The 22952-nt window shown below is 43.7% G+C and carries 17 protein-coding genes; 3 read left to right on the plus strand and 14 right to left on the minus strand.

Annotated features, from left to right (window positions below):
• Positions 1–33: 33 nt before the first annotated feature.
• Genes murT through HBA50_RS06585 form a run of 3 tightly spaced genes read left to right on the plus strand, consistent with a single transcriptional unit; the run spans position 34 to position 2434 of the window.
• Positions 34–1377 carry a lipid II isoglutaminyl synthase subunit MurT gene (gene murT / locus HBA50_RS06575; RefSeq protein WP_045499387.1) on the plus strand — a complete coding sequence of 448 codons (1344 nt, stop codon included), beginning with the start codon at positions 34–36 and terminating at the stop codon, positions 1375–1377.
• Positions 1377–2162 (plus strand): lipid II isoglutaminyl synthase subunit GatD, encoded by a 786-nt coding sequence (gene gatD / locus HBA50_RS06580; protein ID WP_045499384.1) that lies wholly within the window; start codon positions 1377–1379, stop codon positions 2160–2162. The genes murT and gatD overlap by 1 nt, the downstream gene beginning before the upstream one ends.
• A gap of 14 nt (positions 2163–2176) precedes the next feature.
• Positions 2177–2434: a LapA family protein gene (locus HBA50_RS06585; RefSeq protein WP_045499381.1), complete on the plus strand. Its 258-nt coding sequence runs from the start codon at positions 2177–2179 to the stop codon at positions 2432–2434.
• A 26-nt stretch (positions 2435–2460) separates the two neighbouring features.
• Here the strand turns inward: HBA50_RS06585 and lepB are convergent, their stop codons facing one another.
• The 14 genes from lepB to HBA50_RS06655 form a co-directional block, all read right to left on the minus strand.
• Positions 2461–3018: a signal peptidase I gene (gene lepB, locus HBA50_RS06590; protein ID WP_045499378.1), complete on the minus strand. Its 558-nt coding sequence runs from the start codon at positions 3016–3018 to the stop codon at positions 2461–2463.
• A gap of 152 nt (positions 3019–3170) precedes the next feature.
• A complete protein-coding gene (gene thrS, locus HBA50_RS06595) occupies positions 3171–5120 on the minus strand; it encodes a threonine--tRNA ligase (protein ID WP_045499375.1) in 1950 nt (649 codons plus the stop codon).
• 90 nt (positions 5121–5210) lie between these two features.
• Entirely contained in the window at positions 5211–5567 is a 357-nt protein-coding gene (locus tag HBA50_RS06600) for a hypothetical protein (protein WP_045499790.1), read from the minus strand.
• Positions 5568–5898: 331 nt separating this feature from the next.
• On the minus strand, positions 5899–6264 hold the full coding sequence (locus HBA50_RS06605; protein ID WP_045499372.1) for a membrane protein: 366 nt from the start codon (positions 6262–6264) through the stop codon (positions 5899–5901).
• Positions 6265–6300: 36 nt separating this feature from the next.
• Complete coding sequence (locus tag HBA50_RS06610; protein ID WP_045499369.1) at positions 6301–7614, minus strand: glycosyltransferase family 4 protein; 1314 nt, start codon at positions 7612–7614, stop codon at positions 6301–6303.
• 1 nt (position 7615) lies between these two features.
• The gene (locus HBA50_RS06615; RefSeq protein ID WP_045499367.1) at positions 7616–8614 is read right to left on the minus strand and encodes an LTA glycolipid anchor biosynthesis glycosyltransferase, IagA/BgsA family; all 999 of its coding nucleotides are present in this window, start codon (positions 8612–8614) and stop codon (positions 7616–7618) included.
• A 141-nt stretch (positions 8615–8755) separates the two neighbouring features.
• Positions 8756–12427: a helicase-exonuclease AddAB subunit AddA gene (addA, locus tag HBA50_RS06620; RefSeq protein WP_045499364.1), complete on the minus strand. Its 3672-nt coding sequence runs from the start codon at positions 12425–12427 to the stop codon at positions 8756–8758.
• Complete coding sequence (rexB, locus tag HBA50_RS06625) at positions 12424–15711, minus strand: ATP-dependent nuclease subunit B (RefSeq protein WP_045499361.1); 3288 nt, start codon at positions 15709–15711, stop codon at positions 12424–12426. Before rexB ends, addA begins: the two co-directional genes overlap by 4 nt.
• Positions 15712–15850: 139 nt before the next feature.
• A complete protein-coding gene (gene tuf / locus HBA50_RS06630) occupies positions 15851–17047 on the minus strand; it encodes an elongation factor Tu (protein ID WP_005590656.1) in 1197 nt (398 codons plus the stop codon).
• Positions 17048–17169: 122 nt separating this feature from the next.
• Positions 17170–18168, minus strand: a complete 999-nt coding sequence (locus HBA50_RS06635; protein WP_045499358.1) for an anti sigma factor C-terminal domain-containing protein — start codon at positions 18166–18168, stop codon at positions 17170–17172.
• Positions 18155–18625 carry an RNA polymerase sigma factor gene (locus HBA50_RS06640; protein ID WP_179856623.1) on the minus strand — a complete coding sequence of 157 codons (471 nt, stop codon included), beginning with the start codon at positions 18623–18625 and terminating at the stop codon, positions 18155–18157. Before HBA50_RS06640 ends, HBA50_RS06635 begins: the two co-directional genes overlap by 14 nt.
• Before the next feature lie 293 nt (positions 18626–18918).
• The gene (locus tag HBA50_RS06645; RefSeq protein WP_045499352.1) at positions 18919–19854 is read right to left on the minus strand and encodes a DUF805 domain-containing protein; all 936 of its coding nucleotides are present in this window, start codon (positions 19852–19854) and stop codon (positions 18919–18921) included.
• A 106-nt stretch (positions 19855–19960) separates the two neighbouring features.
• Entirely contained in the window at positions 19961–22201 is a 2241-nt protein-coding gene (locus HBA50_RS06650; protein ID WP_045499349.1) for a DNA internalization-related competence protein ComEC/Rec2, read from the minus strand.
• On the minus strand, positions 22182–22877 hold the full coding sequence (locus tag HBA50_RS06655; RefSeq protein ID WP_045499346.1) for a helix-hairpin-helix domain-containing protein: 696 nt from the start codon (positions 22875–22877) through the stop codon (positions 22182–22184). The genes HBA50_RS06650 and HBA50_RS06655 overlap by 20 nt, the downstream gene beginning before the upstream one ends.
• Between the last annotated feature and the right edge of the window lie 75 nt (positions 22878–22952).

Consider the following 22952-nt stretch of genomic DNA (forward strand, 5'->3'; position numbering starts at 1 on the left):
CCTTCTTTACTTTTTTATGATAAAATATTTCTTATGAAGATAAATACAGCATTGGGCCTCTTGGCAGGCAAGTCCTTCCACTTTGTTCTGAGCAAAATGGGACGCGGATCGACTCTGCCAGGGAAAGTTGCCCTCACATTTGACAAAAACATTCTGCAAAACTTGGCCAAGAACTACGAAGTTGTAGTTATTACCGGAACCAATGGTAAAACCCTGACTACAGCTCTGACAGTGGGCATTCTCAAGGAAGCTTTCGGAGAAGTGGTGACCAATCCTAGCGGTGCCAATATGATTACCGGGATTACCACAACCTTCCTAACCGCTAAGAAAGGCAAATCTGGCAAAAATATCGCTGTGCTGGAAATAGATGAAGCCAGCCTGTCTCGGATTTGTGATTATATCAAGCCTAGCCTCTTCGTCTTTACCAACATTTTCCGAGATCAGATGGACCGCTATGGTGAGATCTACACGACCTACCAGATGATTCTGGATGCTGCTGCTAAAGTACCTGAAGCGACTGTACTAATGAATGGTGACAGCCCGCTCTTTAACTCGGTCAGCCTGAAGAATCCTGTCCGCTACTATGGATTTGACACGGAGAAAAGCCAACCTAAGCTAGCCCACTACAATACTGAGGGTATCCTCTGTCCTAAGTGCGAGCATATCCTCAAGTACGAGCTCAATACTTATGCAAATCTGGGAGCTTACATCTGTGAGGACTGTGGTTTCAAGCGCCCTAAGCTAGACTACAGTCTGACCGCTCTCAAAGCACTTGAGCACAATCGCTCTGCCTTTACCATTGATGGACAAGACTATCAGATCAATATCGGTGGTCTCTACAATATCTATAATGCCTTGGCCGCTGTGTCAGTTGCTCAGTTCTTCGGAGTTGAGCCGGCTACCATCAAGGCTGGCTTTGACAAGAGCAGAGCTGTCTTTGGTCGTCAGGAAACTTTCAAAATCGGCGATAAGGAATGTACCTTGGTCTTGATCAAAAATCCAGTCGGTGCGACCCAAGCCTTGGAAATGATTGAGCTAGCACCTTTTGACTTTAGCCTCTCTGTCCTGCTCAATGCCAACTATGCAGACGGCATTGATACCAGCTGGATCTGGGATGCTGATTTTGAGAAAATTTTAGAGATGGAGATTCCTCAGGTCCTTGCAGGTGGAGTTCGCCATTCTGAGATTGCGCGTCGACTGCGAGTAACAGGCTATCCAGCAGATCAGATTACCGAAGTCAAAGATTTGGAAGCAGTCTTTAAGATGATTGAAGAGCAAGAAACCAAACATGCCTATATTCTAGCTACTTATACCGCCATGCTGGAATTCCGCGAGTTGCTGGCAGAACGACAAGTAATCAGAAAGGAGATGAACTAATGGTTTATAGATCCCTCGTTTCCCCTGCAAACCAGGATTATCACTATGACTTAAAAATCGCTCATCTCTACGGCGACCTTATGAATACCTATGGCGACAACGGTAATGTCCTTATGCTCAAGTATGTAGCTGAAAAGCTAGGCGCTAGGGTTGAGGTTGATATTGTCTCCCTAGAAGATGACTTTGACAAGGATAGCTACGACATCGTCTTCTTTGGCGGAGGTCAAGACTATGAGCAAACGATCGTGGCTCGTGACCTGCCAGCTAAAAAGGAAGCTTTGGAAAACTTTATCAATGACAACGGCGTTGTGCTAGCTATCTGCGGCGGTTTCCAACTTCTTGGCCAATACTATATCGAGGCTTCTGGCCGTCGAATCGAAGGACTGGGCATCATGGGACACTACACTCTCAACCAAGTCAAGAATCGCTATATTGGTGACATTAAGATTCATAACGAAGAATTTAACGAGACCTACTACGGCTTTGAAAACCACCAAGGACGAACCTTCCTCTCTGACGATGAGAAACCTCTGGGCAAGGTCGTCTATGGAAATGGTAACAACCAAGAAGACGGCAATGAAGGCGTCCACTATAAGAATGTCTTCGGCTCCTACTTCCATGGTCCCATCTTGTCTCGCAATGCGAACTTGGCCTACCGTCTCGTGACCACTGCTCTGAAAAACAAGTATGGCTCTGCCATTGAACTGGCAGCTTATGAAGATATCCTAGCCCAAGAAACTCAAGAAGAATATGGCGATATCAAGAGCAAGGCTGAATTTGAATAATTAGGAGAATCATTATGAAAGAAAAATTACACTATATCCTGCTATTGATTACCATCCTATTGGTTGCCAGCATTTCCTTAGCAAATATGCAGAGCGTCAATGTTAGCTTTATCCTCTTCAGCTTTAAACTTCCCTTAATCATTTTGATTTTGGTCTCTGTCCTCCTAGGCTCTATTACAACCTTTCTCATCAGCATGTCTAAAAATTTCTCGCTAAAAAAAGAGCTTAAGAAAACCAAAGAAAGTCTTAAAACATCTCAAAAAGAAAACTAGGTTGGAATTTCCAGCCTAGTTTTTTGCTACTTCGTTTCAATAAAACCAAATTTATTTAAGGGAGAAACGCGAAATTCTACACTGCCCTTAATCTGCTCCTTTTTGATCAGACCAAATTCTCGACTGTCTTTCGTATTTTCTCGCCGATCATTTAAGATTAAAAAAGAATTTTTAGGGATGGTATCAGAAGTCGCACCTTTTAAGTCAACAACAGAAAAATCGTGGGTATAATAGCCCGTGCTGGCAGCCGAAGCCAGATATTTCTCTCGCATCTTTTCGATATATTGCTCTGACTGCACCTGATCGTTCAGGTAGAGCAAGTTATCCATATAGGTCACCTTGTCATTTTCCTTAGCAATGACACGGCCGACATACTCTTTTCCATCGACTTCATAGAGGGCAAATTCCCCACGAGCAAGCTTGGCTGTCTTATCCGCCAAGACCAAATCATTTTCCGCTAAGAAAGAATTGGCATCTTGCTTGGTGATGCGATAAGGTGTATAGACAAACAAACGCAAGCCTACCAGAATGGCAATAAATACCGTCACAATGATAATATTTCTCAGTAAATCTCTCTTTAACATCTCTCTCCCCTGTCCTTTTATTCTATTATATCATTTTTCATGGGATTAGACAAAACACTGAGATAAGAGAGAATTACGTTTAACAAAATTGTAAAAAATGAAAAGGCAAAGCCTATTGAGGAGCTTCCTCAATTGAATTTGCCTTTTTTATTTTAATCTTCTTTAGCCACGCGTGATTTGTTGGCAATATCAGCAAGGATAGCTTGAACAAATTCATCAACTGAAACAGTTTGTGTTTCTTTTTGTCCATAGCGACGAACGTTGACTGTTCCGTCTTCCATTTCCTTGTCTCCAACGATCAATTGGTAAGGAATCTTGCTCGTTTGTGATGCACGAATCTTGAACTGCATTTTTTCATTGCGCTCATCCACATCAGCACGGACACCACGGTCACGGAGTTTCTTAGCCACTTCCCATGCATAGTCCACGTGTTTTTCGTTAGATACTGGGATGAGGGTCACTTGATGTGGTGCAAGCCATGTTGGGAAGGCACCCTTGTAGTTCTCAATCAAGATAGCTGTGAAGCGTTCCATAGTTGAGATAACCCCACGGTGGATCATAACTGGACGGTGCTCTTCCCCATCAGCTCCGATATATTTAAGGTCAAAGCGTTCTGGAAGCAAGAAGTCAAGCTGGATAGTCGAAAGGGTTTCTTCTTTTCCAAGGGCAGTCTTAACCTGGATATCCAATTTTGGTCCGTAGAAGGCTGCTTCACCTTCAGCTTCAAAGTAGTCCAGTTCCATATCATCCATAGCTGCCTTCAACATGTGTTGTGCATTTTCCCACATTTCATCGTTGTCAAAGTATTTGTGTTTATCTTCTGGATCACGGTAAGACAAGCGGAAACGGTAATCTGTCAAATTAAAGTCTTCATACACGTCGATAATCAATTGAAGAATTTTCTTGAATTCTTCCTCAATTTGTTCTGGAGCTACAAAAGTATGACCATCATTTAGGGACATTTCGCGTACACGTTGAAGGCCAGTAAGGGCACCAGATTTTTCATATCGGTGCATCATGCCAATCTCAGCGATACGGATTGGTAATTCACGGTATGAGTGTACATGGTGTTTGTAGACTTGGATGTGGTGTGGGCAGTTCATTGGGCGAAGGACAAATTCTTCACCGTCACCCATATCCATAGTTGGAAACATGTCTTCTTGGTAATGGTCCCAGTGACCAGAAGTCTTGTAAAGTTCTACTGATGCAAGTGGTGGAGTGTAGACGTGTTGGTAGCCAGAAGCCAACTCCTTATCGACAATGTAGCGTTCCAATTCACGACGGATAGTCGCACCATTTGGCAACCAGAATGGCAGTCCTTGACCAACTTCTTGTGAAATCATGAAGAGGTCAAGCTCTTTACCAAGTTTACGGTGGTCACGTTCTTTGGCTTCTTCACGCATTTGAAGGTAGTTCTTCAAGTCTTTCTTATCAAACCAAGCTGTACCGTAGATACGTTGCATCATGGCATTGTCGCTATTTCCACGCCAGTAAGCACCAGCTACATGAAGAAGGTGGAAGATTTGGATACGGCCTGTTGATGGGACGTGAGGTCCACGGCAAAGGTCCACGTATTCACCCTGACGGTAGATAGTCAAACCGCCTTTGTCCTCAGAGTGTTCTTCAATCAATTCCAACTTGTAAGGGTCGTTCTTAAAGATTTCACGCGCCTCGTCCTTGGTAACTTCCTCGCGAATAGATGGGAAGTTTTCTTTAACGATTTTTTTCATTTCTTCTTCAATACGAGGAAGGTCTTCGTTAGAAATTTGACCAGCTTGATTATCCGTATCGTAGTAGAAACCATCTTCGATAGCTGGACCAACCCCCAAGTGAATATCTGGGAAAAGACGACGAGCTGCTTGGGCGAACAAGTGGGCAGCTGAGTGACGCAAGATTGGAAGGGCATCTTCGTGATCAGGTGTCACAATTTCGAGGCTTCCATCTTCAGTGATGGCACGAGTCGTATCAATCAGTTTGCCGTTGAATTTACCAGCCAAAGCTTTTTTAGCTAGGGAATTGCTGATAGATTGGGCAATTTCAAAAGTAGTCACGCCAGATTCGAATTCACGAACAGCGCCATCTGGGAAAGTAATCTTAATCATGGTTTTCTCCTTAAAAATTTATCATATTTTATAACTGAGGGTTGAAGAACTGGGAAACTAGCTATCAACAAAGAATGATAACAATCAATTTCATTTTAGCTTTTTCATTCTAAAAATAAAGAAAAGCGTAGAAATAAATAGATAGCCTACCAAGGAAAGAATAAGAGACAGATATTCCTCCTGAGTCATCTCACCTCTCATGTATATTCTTATCGGATAACTTTTGATTGCATTGACTAAATAGATACCAGCTGTCAAACTTAAAAGATATCCTGTTATAATGAGTTTCTTGTTGTTGAAAAACATTAAGATACCAAGAAAGGGGGCAAGAAATGGCAAGAGAGGAATGAGTAGAAAAAATGAAAAGACGACAATATTTTCCGTCCCCCATAGACTGAGCGTTTTCATTAGCCAGACATAGACTAATAGGAAGGTGCAAGCCATCATCCAAGATAATTTTTTCTTCAAATCTATCACCTCATTCAGCTCTTGGCTAAATTCATTTTAACTTTGTCTTAACTATTCTCCATACAAAAAACGACCTCCTCAAAAGGACGTCGCAACGTGGTTCCACCTTCATTTATGCAGGCCAAAAAGACCTACACCTCTGATTGGCTCTAACGTAGCCACCGTTTTATGTTTGCATAAAAGCTGATAGAGTAGTCCCAACTGCATCCTCTACGCGATTTCCAGCTCCACGCGCTCTCTAAAAGATTTCCTGCAGGTGATATGTCTCTAAAAATTATTATAGCACGATTGAAAAAATTTGCAAGAACTTTTATTGGTTTTCAGCTCTGCTATTTTTCCTAGTAAATCTATAAATCACATGCCCCAAGCCATTTCCAGCTAGTGAGAAAAGGAAATAGGCGGCATGATAAAGAGGAATCCACTCCCCAAAGGTGAAAATAGTCAAGAAAAATAAGAGGGCAACCAAGAAAGAAAAGCGCAAAGAAAATCCATATAAAGCTGCATAGAGCAGGGATACCAACAAGGTTGCCAGAGGAGAGTAGATGAGAACATTTCCAACTACTAGCCCCTTACTTAAGATGGAATCCATTGGCACATACCGTAACAGTATATAAAAGACAAAATAGAAAAAGAAAAGGGGGAGCAAAAAGAAAATTTCTTTTTTATGGACTTTCATAAGAGCACCTCCGTTCATTAGGCCTTATGAGAAAGTTTATTCCCAATATTTCCGAATATTCTTTATCTGCTTCTTAGAGGCTTTTATCATCCTAGTTGAGCTGTTGACCGGCAGTGACATGATTTTTCCTGGCAAATAGACAATGGTCTTGGCTAAGCGTTTGGCCATCGTTTCTTCAGGATTGAGATCATTATGAAAATCCTTGCTAATGGTTAAATCTAGATAGAATTCATAGATTCGACGACCAAAATTCTCGGCGGAAATCTCGTATAATTTATCGGCTAGCTTTTTCTCGTCCATATCTGGTGTTGCCAAAATGGCCTCCAAAATAGCTCCTGCCAAATCCCGGCTCTCATAATAAAGCGTACCAAAAGTTTTATCGCTGATTACATTGTCCAGATAAGGATTGCCATGGGCGATGATGGGTGTACCGCTGGCTAGACTTTCCAGATAAGTCAGCCCCTGCGTCTCACTGGTTGAGGCTGAGATAAAGAAATCTGCCGCCTTATAGTAGAGGGCCGTATCGCTTGGGGCAATCATCCCTGTAAAAATGACTGAGTCCTCAATGTGAAGCTGGGCTACCAAGGCTTTTAAGTCCTCAGCATAAGGTCCATCTCCGACAATGACCAACTTCACCTTGGCATTTTCTTCCAGAACCATTGGCAGTGCTTCAACAATCGCTTGGATATTTTTCTCGTAGGAAATTCTTGATAAACTGAGCAGCATGATTTCGTCTTCTGCTATGCCCAGCTTAAAGCGCAGTTTCTTGATGTCTTCCCGTGAGAGTTCTGGGCGGTCAAATTTGGCCAAGTCGATTCCTGTTGGGATAACCCGTTTTTCCGCCTTGATTTTATAACCGACCAAAAGATCGTAGACAATCTCAGAAGGACAAACGACACCATCCAAATCGCTCATAAAACCACGCACGATGTACTTGACCATACTCGGACGAATCACCATGCCCTTTGCAAGATAATGCACATAATCCTCATATTGGGTATGGTAAGTGTGAACCACTGGAATCCGCAGTTCCTTGGCAATCCAGATGCCCAAAAGGCCCAGCGAAAACTCTGTCTGAGTATGGATGATATCCAGCTGGTACTGGCGAGCAATTTCTAAGGCATTGGAAAAGCCACGATAAGCCACGCGCCGATCCTTAAAAGCAAAGAAAGGTACGCTGGGAATACGGATAATCTGCCAATCTTCATAGCGGTTGACATCCTTGTCTGTCGTAGTAAAAATAAAGACTTTGTGACCTAGTTTCTCTAGCTCAGTCTTGAGGGTGCGAATGCTCGTCGCCACCCCGGAAACCTGAGGAAAATAGGTATCTGTAAAAAGACCAATCCGCATATCACATCTCCAAAACTGTTTGGTAAGCCTTGACTAACTGAAGTGCGACATCATCGATAGAGCGACTCTCCGCAACACGATAGCCTGCTTCACGTTTGTCCACTTTTCCGTCAAGAACCTTACGAAGCGACTCGACAAACTCATCTACATTATGACAAAGCTCCGCCGACTCTTCATCAATCCAGCCATTATAAACAGGAATATCACGCAGGACCACGTGTTGCCCGCTGGCCAGCGCTTCTAGGACCACAATCCCTTCGGTCTCTTCATAAGACGGGAAAAAGAAGGCGTCACTGCCTGACATGGCTCCTTGGAAGACTGCACCTTTGAAATAACCCGGAAATTCCACGTTTTCTGGATGATTATAGAGGACAAGGTCTCGAATCTTGCGCGGAATAAGCCAGAGATTGATAGAACCCAGCCAGATAAAGCGGACATCTGGCATTCTGCGAGCCACTTCGACAAAGTCTTCGATTCCTTTTCGTCTGAAATAAAGGCCAGCACAAATTACAACTTTCTGCCCATCTGCAATCTGAAAATGTTTTTTAAAGACTTCTTCCTTGCGTTCATCTTTCTTGTATTTCGACAGGTCAATGCCGTTTGAGACAGCCATGATGGGTGTCGTCACACCGTAGGACTCAATCAATTTTTTTGAATACTCAGACGGAGTAATGATAAAGTCCGCCATTTTATACATGTGCACTAGATATTTGCCAAATAAGGGCGCAAAAAGATTAGACCCAATAAAAGAATTTTCGAAGTCTTCTTTGGTCGAATGTCCGTGCATGATCACTTTTTTACCTCCCCGCTTAGCCGCGTGAAGAAGAAGTAAACTACGAGGTCCGTAAGTGTTGATGTGCACGACATCATAATCTCCTAAAACATCTGTGGTATAAGGAATTCCTGCCAGATCCAGTGCATGCATTTGATGCTGCAAGGCACGGCCGATACCTGATTTTTCTAAAACAGACTTTCCTTCTAGATATAGTAATACTTTCATATCTTCTATTATACCCAAAAGAAGCAAAAAAAGGAAACGCCAAGGGAAGATTAGTACTTAATTCATGTACCTAGCCTTCCGCCAAGCATTTCCCTTAGTAATATCCTTTCTTGCTAGAACTCTAATTATTCCCCAAGCAGGCTAGTCCACCTTGACCACCTGCAGCTCAGCTCCTCCTAGTAGAATCAAATATTTGTCTACTTGGCTAAGACCATAGGAACGACTGAGCGCCTCTGCATAGAGATCTAATTGAGCTCGGTAGCGCTCTACTAACTCTGTCGGCTCATGATAGCGGTCAGTCTTATAGTCAAAGAGGACAATGCGATCATTAAAGAGCAGGTAGCCGTCTAAGATTCCCCGAACGACAAAGTCTTGACCGCTAGCCGGATCCTGCTTGAGCATGGCAAAAGGTGCTTCCCGATGGAGATGATTGGCCTGATGCTGGATTAGCTGACCTAGTTCTTTAGCGAAAAAGGCTTCAATCTTAGCCAAATCAATCTCTTTCTTGACTGCCGCATCTGCCTGAACCTGAGCCAAGGCTTGACGAATGCTAGTCTTTGTAATAGGACGATCCAGCGGAATCCTTTGCATGAGCTCATGGACAGCAGAACCGATTTGAGCTCCCGTGACTTGCTTCTTCTTGCCAAAATCAGGCAGTTCAAAAGACAGCTGAGTCTGATAACTTCGAGGCGCATCCATAATGTCCAGCCCTTCTGAGTCCATAACTGGTTCATAGAACTTCTTGATTTGACTGGGCGTGCGGACACTAGGCAATTCAATAGCCGCTTGATAGAGGCTGTTGAGTCGATCTACATTCTCCAAGATATCCAGAGCTCGGCGTATATCCTCTGACTGACGGTTGCCCGTCAAATCATCTACTGGAATAGGATCAGCCTGCTCTACTAAGCCAATCTGTTCGTCTGTCAGCTCCTGATCAGTTACAAAGCGGGTTTGATAAGCCAGATTTTCCTTTTCAAACACTGACTGAATAGCATAGAGCCAATCCTGAAAATTGGTCAGCTGGCTTCGGAGACTGCTAGACAAGCGCCCATTTTGGCTGCTTCCCCACTTGCGCTCTTGGAGCTTAGCTTGCTTGCCCTTGCCGACCAGATAGAGCTTGGTTTCAGCCCGCGTCATGGCCACATAGAGCAGACGCATCTGCTCAGACAGGCTTGCCAGCTTGAGTTCTTCGGCATTCTGCTGATAAGGTAGGGTCTCCATGGAAATGCGGATCTGCTTGGGTGCATGAGGATCCTGAGCCTCAACATCCACATCAGCTATATATTTGATTCCGATGCCTTTTTTTCTGCTGAGGATAATTGCAGAGCTGCTATCCTGACGGTTGAAGGCCTTGTCCATATTGAGTAGAAAGACATATTTGAACTCCAGCCCCTTACTCTTATGGATGGTCATTAGCTGGACTGCATTTTTCGGAGCAGCCAGAGGGACACTGGCCAAATCGTGCTCATTTTTCAAAATTCGGTCAATCATGCTGATAAAGCGGGACAGACCCTTGAAACTCGATTTTTCATAGTCGTTGGCCCTCAAGGACAGGGCATAGAGATTGGCCTGACGCTGCTCACCGTTGGGCAGAGCCCCCACCATATCGTAGTAAAAACGATCCTGATAAATCTTCCAGATTAAATCATAGAGAGAATGCATCTTGGAATAGTTGCGCCAGTCATCCAGCGTTTCCTGGAAGTGCTGCAGTTTCTTGCGCAATTCATCATGGATGAGCTGAGGTTCCAGACCTTGATCAGCCAGAGCATTCCTCAGCTTTTCGTAGAGATTTTCCATAGACTTGGTACTGGAGGCTTGCAAGGCTAGCCGAGCCAATTCATCCTCATCAAAGTCAAACATTGGCGACTTTAGGAGAGCGGTCAGGGCATAGTCATTGAGAGGATTGTTAATGGTCCGCAAGGTATCCAGCATCACCATAACCTCTACCGACTGGAGGTAGTTGGTCTCGCCATCATCAGGAACAATCGGGATATGATGCCGGTCAAACTCTGCCAAAATCAGATCATTGCGAGTTCGCGAAGCTGTCAGCAAGGTAATATCCTTGAAATCCACCCCTTCCTGATTATGAAGGCGGATAATTTCCTTGATTACCAAGGCTACTTCACCAGCTGAAATACTAGGTAGGCCTTGGTCAGAATCCTCTTCTTCGCTATCGGCGCTACCATCATAAAGGAGAAATTCCGCTTGATTGGCTGGATTTGGCTCCCGTTTGGCTGGATTTCCCGCTACCAAGTAGTGGGTCTCATTGTAATCAATCTCGCCGATTTCCTCGTCCATGAGTCGTTTAAAGACATCATTGGTCGCTTCCAGCACCTCGATGTGACTGCGGAAATTTTCCTTGAGGATGATCAGCTTGCCCTGACTAGGATCGGCCTGATAGAGTTTAAATTTATCATTAAAAATCTGCGGATCGGCCTGGCGAAATCGATAGATGGACTGCTTAATGTCGCCAACCATGAAGCGATTATTCCCTCGAGCCAGCAATTCCAGCATTCGCTCCTGAGTATGGTTGGTGTCTTGGTACTCATCGACCATGACCTCATGGTACTTATCTTGATAAAAACGCCGCACTTCTGGATAATTTTCTAAAATCTCAATTGCAAAATGGCTGATATCACCAAATTCAAAGGCATTTTCTGCTACCTTGCGCTCCAAATAAGCTTGTGAGAAATCTCGGACAAAATCGCGTAACAAATCCAATAGGGGAAGAGCTTCTGCCTGATGCTGCTCCATAAAGTCCAGATGATAGAGGCGGACATCCAGCTCTTTAATTCGCTCTATCAAGGGCTTGCGGGCTTCATTATAGGTCTGAGCCAGCTCTTTTTTGAGCTCGTCTGCATTCTTACCAACTCGGGCAGTAAAAGCCTGATGTTTAGAGGCCTTGGCTAATTCTAAAAAGCGCTGAATCAGGTCTAGTAACTGCTCAGATTTGGTCTGCTCTGTCAACTCAGTCAAGATATCTAAGGCTGCCTGAACATTTTCCTGATATTTAGCCCCAGCAAAGGCCTGACCTTCATGAGCCAAATGGCTCTGGAAAAAATCTTCCAAATCCAGCAAAGACTGCCTAGCTCCAGACAGGATTCGCTCCCTCTCTGCTCCAAAATCACTGGTTTCATAGCCTAGAAGAAAGGTCTCTTCCAACCATTTCCGCGGATTACTAGTAGACTGGAGAAAACTATAAATACTATAAATCTGCTGGCGGAAACCAGAAATGTCCTTGCGCTTACCAGTGAAATTTTTGACCAAGCGACTAAATAATTCCTGCTGATCACTCTCATAGTAGGTATCGAAAAGCTGGTCAAAGACTTCATTTTGCATAATGAGCTGCTCACTGGCCGACTGTAAAATCCGAAAATGCGGTGCCAACCCCAACAAATAGCCGTACTTATTGACTACTTTCTGTGTAAAAGCATCCATAGTACCAATATCCGCATTGGCAATCTCAGCTAACTGCTGGGCCAGATGCTGGCGGAGTTCCTGATCTGAAGTCTCCTTGAGTACCAGACTCAGCTCCTTCTCCAGTCGCTCCTTAAGCTCACCTGCTGCCTTGACAGTGAAAGTGGAGATGAAGAGTTGGCTGACCTCCACACCTCTGAGAATCTGGTCAATAATCCGCTGAACCATAACATAGGTCTTACCAGAGCCAGCCGAAGCCGAAACAAGAATATTCTGACCAGAGGAGTAGATAGCCTGGATCTGCTCTGGTGTGCGCTTTTGTGGCTTGTCAGAGGCAGCTTCCTCAGCCTGCTTGACTAGGATATCCTGCTCGTTTAAAAAGGGAATCCGTCTCATTTATCCAACTCCTCCTTGATTTTTTCTAGCCAGGCTTGACGCAGCTTCTCGCCTGTCGGCCGTTTTTCGTACTGCTCAAGATTTAACTTGGTCAGCTGTCTAGCCTGCCCCAGATGGAGATTAGCTTCAAAGCCTGTGATGGCCTTAAACTGATCCACGTAAGGGGCAATGCTGCGCCCATTTTCTGTATAAGGATTGATGGCAAATCGACCAGCTAAAATGCCTTCTGCCACTTGCTGATAGAGGTAGGCATTGTAGGCCAAAATCACTTCTAATTCTTCCTTAGTCAGCAGATTAACCTTGCTTTTCTCATAGTTAGCTCCCAAGTCCTTGACCTGGTCAGCCAGAAAGAGGCCTTTGTAAACCTGACTTTTCATGACTTGTTTCACAGCCTCGTCCAGTGCCTTAGTGTCCTTGAGGCTGGCTAGGGGCTCCGTCATCTGTAGGTACATGGCTCCGAAAATTCCCTTGTCCTCTTGGTATTCTGGCATTTCTCGGATAGCCGCTAGGTAGGTCGGCAACTGAGAGTTAAGCCCATTAAAGAACTTCTCAAAGCTGAATTTGGTATCGCCAGACTTGTAATCCACGACTCCCAGACTCCCCGTCTCCTTCAGACGATCAATTCGGTCCACCTTACCGCTAACTTGAAGAGCTCTGCCATTGTCCAAAAGCAAGAAAGGCCGAGCATCCCGACCAAAGTCAGTCTCCTCACCGATGACCTCCAGCCCATCCGACTGAGCCAAGATACGGCCAGTAGCCCGAGCCATATCCAATAGCAATCGGCGGGCAAACTGGGTCTCCCCATTTTCACCATAGATAGACTCAAACTCAGCCTCCCAGCTAGTCTCCTCCATAGCCCGTTGCAAGCGAGTGTCGAAATCCTGCTCCAAGTGCTCCTGCATAACCTTTTCAAAGATTCGGTGGAGGAAAATCCCGTGACTGCGCGCATCCGGCTGAATGGTCCACTCCTCCTGTAGCCGCAGGACATACTTAAGGAAATAGGAATACTGGTTTTTAAAATATTCATTGAGGGCAGAAGCTGATAGTTTTAAAGGCTGCTCTGAAGGATACAGAGCCTGAAGGGTTTCCGACTTGAGAGTCTCCGTCTTCAACTCCTTGCTGATCTGGGGAATGGAAATCCCTTCAGCTGCCAACTTCTTACGCAAGACTCGAATGGCCACTGCCCAAAAGGTCTGCTCCTCCAGTGTCCATTCGCGGTCAATATCCTCCTGATAGAGGTCAATCACGCGCGCCAACAGAGCCCGATAAGTCCCAATATCGTCACTGCTAGCCTGTGGCCGCTTGCTGATGATAGGTAGGGAAATAGGCGCTATTTCCAGCTCTGTCAGATAGGAAGACATGGCATCTTCTACTTCATTGATTAAGACAGGGGCAGACAAAACCAAATCTTCTGTCGCTGAATTAAGCAAGGATAGCGCTGCAAAGCGATTTTTCTTGAGATTTTCACTGCTGGATATCTGCAACTCAGCCTCGTCCCCAGTTGCTTGGTTTAAAGCCTGACGTTCCTCGTCACTGAGTAGACTTTTATTTTGCGCTAACTTAGGCAAGTGTTCCTGAGTCAACCCGATAGCATAGACATAAGGCGCAGCCATGGGTTCAATCAAATCATAGGACTGAACTGTCACCACGTCCACTGTCGCTGGTACAACTCGGTACTTGGCCAGAAGCATGCCAGACAGAATCAGAGCCAGAAAATCATCGATCTTGAGCTTGCTACCATCAAACACCTGAGCAAGCTGCTCTAAGACATGGCAAAAGGTCTTCCAGACTTCCTCCTGCCGCTCTACTTCCTGCTGACTTGCATCTTCCAACAGCCCCATCAGATTGGCATCCAAGCGAACTTCTTTGATAAAATTGGTAAATTTAGCCAAGAGGCCAGCCACTGTATGACTGCGAGATTTGAAAAAGTCTAACAGAGGCGTGATAAGGCTGCGACGCATGACATTGAGCCGCTTCAGGTCAAATTTCTCCTGACGGTTAATGGTGAAATCTCTCCCCAGCTTGGCTGCTCCTTTAATTTCCGCAAAGCGAAGGTACTGCTCAAAACTATCCAGCTCCTCCTGACGCAAGCCGCCATACAGGCCGTTTTTTAAAAGATTGAGTAAATCTTCTGTCTGAAAATTATAGCGTTTCAACCGTTCCAGTGACTCTAAAAACTGGACCAAAGGATGCTGAGCCATGGACTCAGACCGCCCTAAATAAAATGGAATTTGATACTGGTCAAAAATGGTCTTCAGCTGGAGCTGGTAGACCTCCACATCACCCAAAAGCAGCCGGATATCCTTGTAGCGAGCGCCATCATGGAGCCGCTGACGAATGGACTTGGCCACATACTCTAGTTCTTCTTTTTGATTGCGCACCGACCAAATCTCTACGTGAGAGCGATCCTCCGCAGTCAATTCCACATGGGTTTCAGAAAAATCATAGCGACTCTCTAAAATCTTTGAAATCTTGCCAAAGGCATCATCCGACTGAATCGAATCTCCCGCTAGATACTCTGGCTTGATCTCATAAGTTTGAGCCAGCTTGAGCAAAAAGTCCACGCTGGCCTGGTAAAGATTGCCCTCACGAAAGGCTGTCCGGTAGGCTTTTTGACTAGCATAAACGCCAATGACAATCTCCACTCCCTTGCGATGCAGCAAATCTACTAGATATTCCTCCTCTGCTGAGAAGCGGGTAAATCCGTCAATAACCAGCGCGAGATTAGCCAATTCCCCATCCAAATCTCCAGCTAGAATATGCTGGGCAAAAATCGTGAGTTTAGAGGTCGCATCATAATTTCCCGCCTGAAGAGCAGCAGAAAAAGCCGTGAAAATCTTGAGCAAATCCTCGCGCTTCTCTGGCTCTTCTAGATGATTCAAATCCGCAAAAGTCATCTGGGCTGTCTGAAGCTCATGATAAAGGTCTAGCAGTTGCTGGATAAATTGTGCATCCTTCTTGATCCGCCCATAAACCTTTAGTTCTCGATCATCCATTTCCGATAATATTCGGTAAAATAGCATACCTAGGCCAATGTCGTCCAAGGACTGTCCTTCCTGAACATCATTGAGGACAAAATAGCGAGCCATCTGGGCAAAACGCGTCACTGTAATGGCAAAGGAAGCCTGATTTTCCAATTCCTCCAAAACTGCTCGCTCCTTTTCAAAAGAAAGGGAGTTGGGAGCTATATAAAAGACCCGCTTGCCGGCTGCTGCTAAGTCCTGAGCTTGCTTAACCAAATGCGCTGTCAAAGGACTGCGGATATCCGTATAAAGTAATTTCATACCGTCTCTTTTCAACAACAAAATATAGAAATATTATATCATGTTTGTGAGAAAAAGGCTTTCTCTAAAAGAAAAAGCCCCGCCGAAGCGAGACTTTTCGTGTCTGATTTTATAATTGTTATCTGGGAACGAAATCGAATTAAGCTTCGATTTCAGTAACCATACCTGAACCAACAGTACGTCCACCTTCACGGATAGAGAAAGTAGTACCTTGTTCAACGGCGATTGGGTGGATCAACTCAACGTCGATAGTTACGTTATCACCAGGCATTACCATTTCAGTACCTGCTGGAAGTTCGATTGAACCTGTAACGTCAGTTGTACGGAAGTAGAACTGTGGACGGTAGTTGTTGAAGAATGGAGTGTGACGTCCACCTTCTTCTTTAGTAAGGATGTAAACTTCACCCTTGAATTTAGTGTGTGGGTTGATTGAACCTGGTTTAGCGATAACTTGACCACGTTCGATTTCATCACGTTGGATACCACGAAGAAGTACACCTACGTTGTCCCCTGCAAGACCTTCGTCAAGCTGTTTACGGAACATTTCAACACCAGTAACAACTGCTTTTTGGATTTCTTCTTTGATACCAACGATTTCGATTTCATCGTTGACACGAACAGTACCACGGTCGATACGTCCTGAAGCAACTGTACCACGACCAGTGATTGAGAATACGTCTTCGACTGGAAGAAGAAGAGGTTTGTCAGTATCACGTTCTGGTTCTGGGATGTACTCATCAACAGTGTTCATCAATTCCATGATGATGTCTTCGTACTTAGTATCACCTTCAAGAGCTTTAAGAGCTGAACCTTGGATAACTGGAAGATCGTCACCTGGGAAGTCGTATTCTGACAAGAGGTCACGGATTTCCATTTCAACCAATTCAAGCAATTCTTCGTCATCAACCAAGTCGATCTTGTTCATGAAGACGATAAGGTGTTTAACACCAACCTGACGTGAAAGAAGGATGTGCTCACGAGTTTGTGGCATTGGTCCGTCAGTTGAAGCTACTACAAGGATAGCTCCGTCCATTTGAGCGGCACCAGTGATCATGTTTTTAACGTAGTCCGCGTGTCCTGGAGCGTCGATGTGAGCGTAGTGACGTTTTTCAGTTTCGTACTCAACGTGCGCAGTGTTGATAGTGATACCACGTTCACGTTCTTCTGGAGCAGCATCGATAGACGCATAGTCTTTTGGTTGGTTAACTGATGAAGGCAAGCGACGTGCCAATACAGTTGTGATAGCTGCTGTCAAAGTAGTTTTACCGTGGTCAACGTGTCCGATAGTACCAATGTTAACGTGTGGTTTACTACGATCGTATTTTTCTTTTGCCATTTGAGTAAAAGCCTCCAATAAAATATATTTTATAGATAGACAGTAGGCAATACAGTCTAACTTTCCTTACTATTTTATCAAATTTTACTGAAAATGCAAGCCTTTTACACATTTTTTGTCAATTATTCCTTATCTAGCTTATAGTAAGGCTGATTGGGAACAGAAGCACCAATACTGGAAGCATAAATCCATTCTTTCTCTTCTAGTTGAGCGAAATTTTCAGCTTTTCCTGTCAAGATGACACCAGAGAAAGTTAATTGATCCCGATTTTCTGCTTCACGAATATCTAGCTGACCAAATTTCTTGAGATAGGACTCCACATCATTGTACGTGTTGTACCCACTAACACTTGGGAAAAGATTTTTATCTGCCTTTTTCAGATAATCCAAGAAAGTCTGCTGCTCTTTCTTAGCCTCTTTTGCCTTCTTTCTAACATCTGAATCATAAGTAAAGAGAAGACCAGCGTTAGCTCCGTAAGTCGTCTTAGGATCAGTGCGCAATGCCCCAGTATTGTCAACATCTTCTGACTGACTGCCAATCCAGTACCAGTTAATCTTGAGATTGTTCGGTATCATCTTCTGGATTTCCTTATAAGTATAAGCTTTATCAAAAGTCAAAGCTACTTCCACCAATTGATTTGGCATTTCTTTGACAGAAGCCAACTCCTTAGGTATAGAATTACTATCCTTTGTCCCTTTGACATTGATATTATAGAAGACCGGATATTTTTGACGCAGGGTTCGCGTATAGGTTCCTGAGAGAGACAAATAAGTCCCTTCCGCAGTCGGATCTCTAAAAGCACCTATGAGTGAATAGTTCCCCTCATAGGAAGGATAAGCCACCTTCACTCCATCTAAATCTTTGAAACGATCAGAATGTAAGGTTCCTGAAAACAAAGAATTTTGAGTGTAGTAAAGACTGTCATAGTCAACATTAGGGTAGGCGATTTCCGACATAACTTCGTACTCTTTCTGCAAATTTCGACCATTACTCGAGGCTAATTCTATCAATCCCTTTCCTAGTAAAAGCAATAAAGCTAAGGAGACAAGACTACTGATGGCAACTGTCTTCCAAAGTCGTTTCCGTTTACTTTTCTTCGCTAAAATTTCAAATGTTTCCATTTTTATATCCTTTCTTTTCCAATTTATGGCGGAGCTTAATTCGGCTACGCATGAGTTGTACTTTCACTTTACTTACAGAATACGACATAATTTGAGCGATTTCCTTTACTGTAAAATTTTGGAAATAATAAAGATCTAAAAGCATTGCTTCCTTAGTTGGGAGCTCTTCTATCGTCAACCTTAACAGCTCATAATGGTCGTTCTCAAATGGTTGAATCACATCTTGTTTGAAAAATTCCTTTTGCAAAATTTCTAGATAATGCTGATCGCGCCTATAGCGATCGATGTAGCGGCGGATGGAAACCCGATACATCCAAGCTCGCATCTTCTCTGCTGGGATGACCAGATCAGTCTCTAACATTTTGACAAAAACATCCTGTACCACATCTTCTGCCTCGGCCTTAGAAGCTCCTGACTTTTGCAAGTAGAAAACAATCTCTCGGGCAAAGCCAATCAAGATGTTTTCGTATTCATCCAGTTTGATAATCTCACCTCCCCACAACTTCTCCTCAAATCTCTCCTTACTTGCATTCCTTAAAAAAGCAGAATAATAGTAAAAAGTCTTTCTAATCCAAAGCTCGCAGCTGCTACTTTTCATTTGATACTACTTTTCTCTATTCAATACTTTTCTATTCTTCCCCCTTTCTACTAGTATAACGAATAGAAAGTCATTTTGGTTACAAAAGTTTAAAAGACGACAAAGAAACCCCAGATAGATTGAAACTATCTAGGGTTGATATCTTATAGATTTTATTGAGAGATTGACTCTGAGTTGTTGATTTGTTCAGAAGCAGTTCCCAGAGCCTGTTCTGCAGTTTCAGCTTGAGACTGATGAGCTTCTACTGAATGAACTGATTCAGCTGGTTCTGAAACTGATGCTGAGAATGCTGATTGAGTTGATTCTTGAGTTTGGGCTTGGCTAGCAGCAAACGGTTGAGTTGGCTGGTTCACTTGATTCTGACCAAAAGGTTGCTGAGGCTGACCAAATCCTTGATTTTGAACTGGTGCTTGTTGCTGAGCAAATGGTTGCTCTTGGTTAACAGGCTGACTAAACTGTTGGTTTTGAGCTGGCTGTTGAACTTGACCAAATTGTTGGTTTTGTGTCGGCTGTTGTTGTCCTTGGAATCCAGGCTGAACAAACTGTTGGTTTTGAACTGGTTGTTGAGCTTGACCAAATTGCTGACCTTGGAATCCTTGTTGACCATAAGGAGCCCCTTTAACTTGCTGAGCTGGTTTGCTAGCTTGGCAAAGCAAGACAATTAAAGCAATACCACATGGCAGAGAAACCAAAGCAGCTAAAATATTCAAAACTGGAATGAAAGAAGCTATTGTTGGCCCTACTCCCAGAAAAATAAATGCCCAGTGGAAGCCAGCGTCGCGAAGACGACGAACTGTGATAGCAAGATGGGGAACGATCGTTGCAAGTCCATAGATGGCAAGCAAGAACATGATGAACGCAGCCAAACCAGCGCCAGCCATAGCTCCAGATAAATCAGGTTCATAATCGTACAATCCCGCATAATAAATTTCACTAAAAAGTGGAATAAGGAAACCGAAAAAGGCAATCAACGAAAATGGTAAGGTAATCAAAAAATTACATAGGACAACCCACCAGTAATCCGAACGGCTTGAACGACCACTAAAGTCTGCATAACGAGTCCAAAATTTTTTATAAGCAGAAAACATAGAAATCTCCTTTAAATTTTTATTAATAAGATTCATTGTATCATAATTTTAGCTCGAAATCAAGGTAAGTTAATCTCGGATTGCTCTTAGAGCAAGGAAACAGGGGTTACTTTACCGTTTCGATTTCCCATGAACCCCAGCCACGGAAGCGAATAGCTCCTTGCTCATCTGTACGGAAAATCTGTGTCTGAATGTTCTTAAATCTGTCCAGAGTTTCCTGATGAGGATGCTTGTAGCGGTTATTCCTACCTGCAGAAATGAGGGCAATTTTGGGCTGAAGCTGATGTAAAAATTCTGGGCTAGAGGATCCTTTAGAACCGTGGTGTCCTGCTTTTAAGACATCCACCTTGAGTTGCGGAAAACGCCGCATCAAGGTAGCTTCGCCTTTCTCCTCTAAATCTCCCGTAAACAAAAAGCTGGTTCCAAAAAATTGTCCATATAAGACGACAGAGTCGTCATTACTGCCGTCGCCCGTCTCCTCAGGATAAAGAACTTGCAATGCTCCATCAAAAATCGGAAAGTTATCTCCTACTTCTACCGCATGAACTCTTGTTTGCATACGCTCCAGTTTCTCCACAAAATCCGACTGGGTCAAACTTCCCTTAGATACATAAATTTCCTTTATAGAAAAATGCTTGGCTACTTCCAGCATATCTCCCATATGGTCCGTATCGGTGTGGGTCAAAACCAGCACATCCAAGCGGCTCACTCCCCGACTTTTCAGATAGGGAATCAAGGTCTTTTCTGCATTTGTCGAAAAAATCCGCTTCTGCCATGCTTCTTTCTTGCCAATCTCCACTCGACCACCTACATCAATCAGAACAGATTTTCCCCGCCAATCGCGCAAGAAAATGCTATCCCCCTGCCCAATATCAATAACTGTAATTTCATTTTGTAGAGGATGCTTTGTGAGAAAAAATAGCAGAGCAAGAACCAAGCTAAGTAAGGTCACAACTTTCTTCTGTCTGCGAAAATCATAGAGCAAGCCAAGAGTGATAAGCAGGCCTAGCATCATCCAGATAGATGGCTGACCGAAAATCACTGGTCGAGAAGAAATAGAGGCTGTCCAACGGATTAGCCCTTCCAGCAGTTCAAATAAGACATTGACCTGAGTGATTTTCAAAAGAGGTGATAGGACAAAAATAAAGGTCAGGGCTGGAAGCATAAAAAGATCAAAAACAACTGAGAATAGAAAGGTCAGCAGAATAGACCAAGGCTGAAACTCTGAAAAATAGAAAATCAGAATCGGCAAAATTCCCAGTGAAATGGTCAAACTTTCTGCCAGCACCTTTCTCATAGAAGGTAAATGCTCAAAATCCATGACAGAGATGACAAAAGCATAGGCACAGGAAAGAACGCCACCCGTCGTCAAGAGAAAATTGGGCATGAACATGGCTAAGAGCATGATTGTCAAAGCAAAGTTGTCCAGCTTAGTCACACCAAACTGCGAGAGCAGCTTTTGTACTAAACTCCTCACGACCGATACTGAAAAGCCCGTCAAACCCGCATAGAGGAAGGAAAAGGGCAGCTGTATCCAATCAACGGTCTCTCTTTTCAAACCAGATTTGAGGAGAATTCTGCGAAAACCATCCATGAAATAGCCGACCTGCATGCCCGATAGGGCAAAGAGATGGATAATCCCCAGACTAGAATAAAGTTCATTCATCTCAGCAAAATCTGTGTCCAAATCACCAAACAAAAGTCCAGTCATATAGTGGCTCATGGGGCTAGGAAAATTTTCCTTGATATAAACCAAGGCTTTTCTGCGCCAGACCGACAGCCAGTCCCAAGGATTAAGACTGCTAAAATGCTGACTGGACTTGATTTGATTGATTTTCAAAATCCTGTAAATCCCCTGCGTTTTTAGATAAGCCCGATAGTCAAAGCCTGAAAAATTGCGCTGGTCTTCTGCTAAACTAAGATCTCCATCAATCTCCAAAAGCAGTTGATCGCTCAGCTTTTGAAAAGCGATTTTTCCCTTTTCTGACTGGATTTTATAAAAGGCCTGATAAGTTCGACCATTAGAATGACCGCGAAAAGAAAGCGAGTCGCCATTGACTTTGATTGTATCTGGCTTGATCACAATGGCAGAGATGGTTTTCGGCTCATCTTGAAAGGCTTGATTAGCCATTTCTCTCCGAAATAGGAAAAATCCTGTAAAGAGACTCAAAAGCACCAAAACAAGCAGACTATTTCTAGTCGAATAAAGCCAAAAGAGCCGAACAAGGAGGACTGCTAAACCTAGATAGGCTAGTAGACTACTAGTGTAAATCGCAAAGTAGGTCAGCACCAGCAAAAGACAAAAATAGATGGGTTTGATGGGAAGTTTATTTATCCACTGTGACATAGTCTTTTAACTTTTCTAAGGTTTTTGCACCGATTCCTGAAACATTTTTCAGCTCGTCTACTGACTTAAATTTACCATTTGCTTCTCGATAAGCAATGATGTCTTGCGCCTTCTTTTGACCGATGCCTGAAACTGTCTGAAGTTCAGCTTCGGTCGCCGTATTGAGATTGACCAAGCCAGACTTCCCTTTTGCCTTTTCTCCATTTCCAGCGGGCGTCTGACTAGCTTGCGTCACATCTGCCCCTTCCTCACCGACTTTAGCTACATAGACAACTGCCTCATCTGTTAATTTTTGTGCTTGGTTGATGGATTTTGACTCGGCATCTGGCAATAGGCCACCTGCTTTTTGTAGGGCATCATGCACACGCGCTCCTGCCTGCAACTGATAAACTCCTGGATTTTTGACAGCCCCTTTGACATCAACTGTTACTTCTTTCTCAGATTCCTCTGGATCCATATCTTTTTCTGAATCGATTTTTTCTTGATTCGCACTTCTTTTTTCTGCATTGGTTTCAGATGAAGCTGATGTAACCACTTCCTGAGCCAGTGCGCTGACCTGATTCTGTGGCTGAGCATTGCCCTTCAGCAAGAAAAAGCCAGCCAAGACGACTCCTATCAAAGAAAGTCCAATAAATATCTTGTATTCCTTTAATTTTTCAACTATTTCTTCAAACATATTTTTTTCTCCTTTATCTTTATATTCGTAAAAAATTCAAAAAAATATGACAAACCGAGAGAATTTTCAGCTTGT

The sequence above is a fragment of the Streptococcus cristatus ATCC 51100 genome (genome assembly GCF_011612585.1).
GTDB lineage: Bacteria > Bacillota > Bacilli > Lactobacillales > Streptococcaceae > Streptococcus > Streptococcus cristatus_H.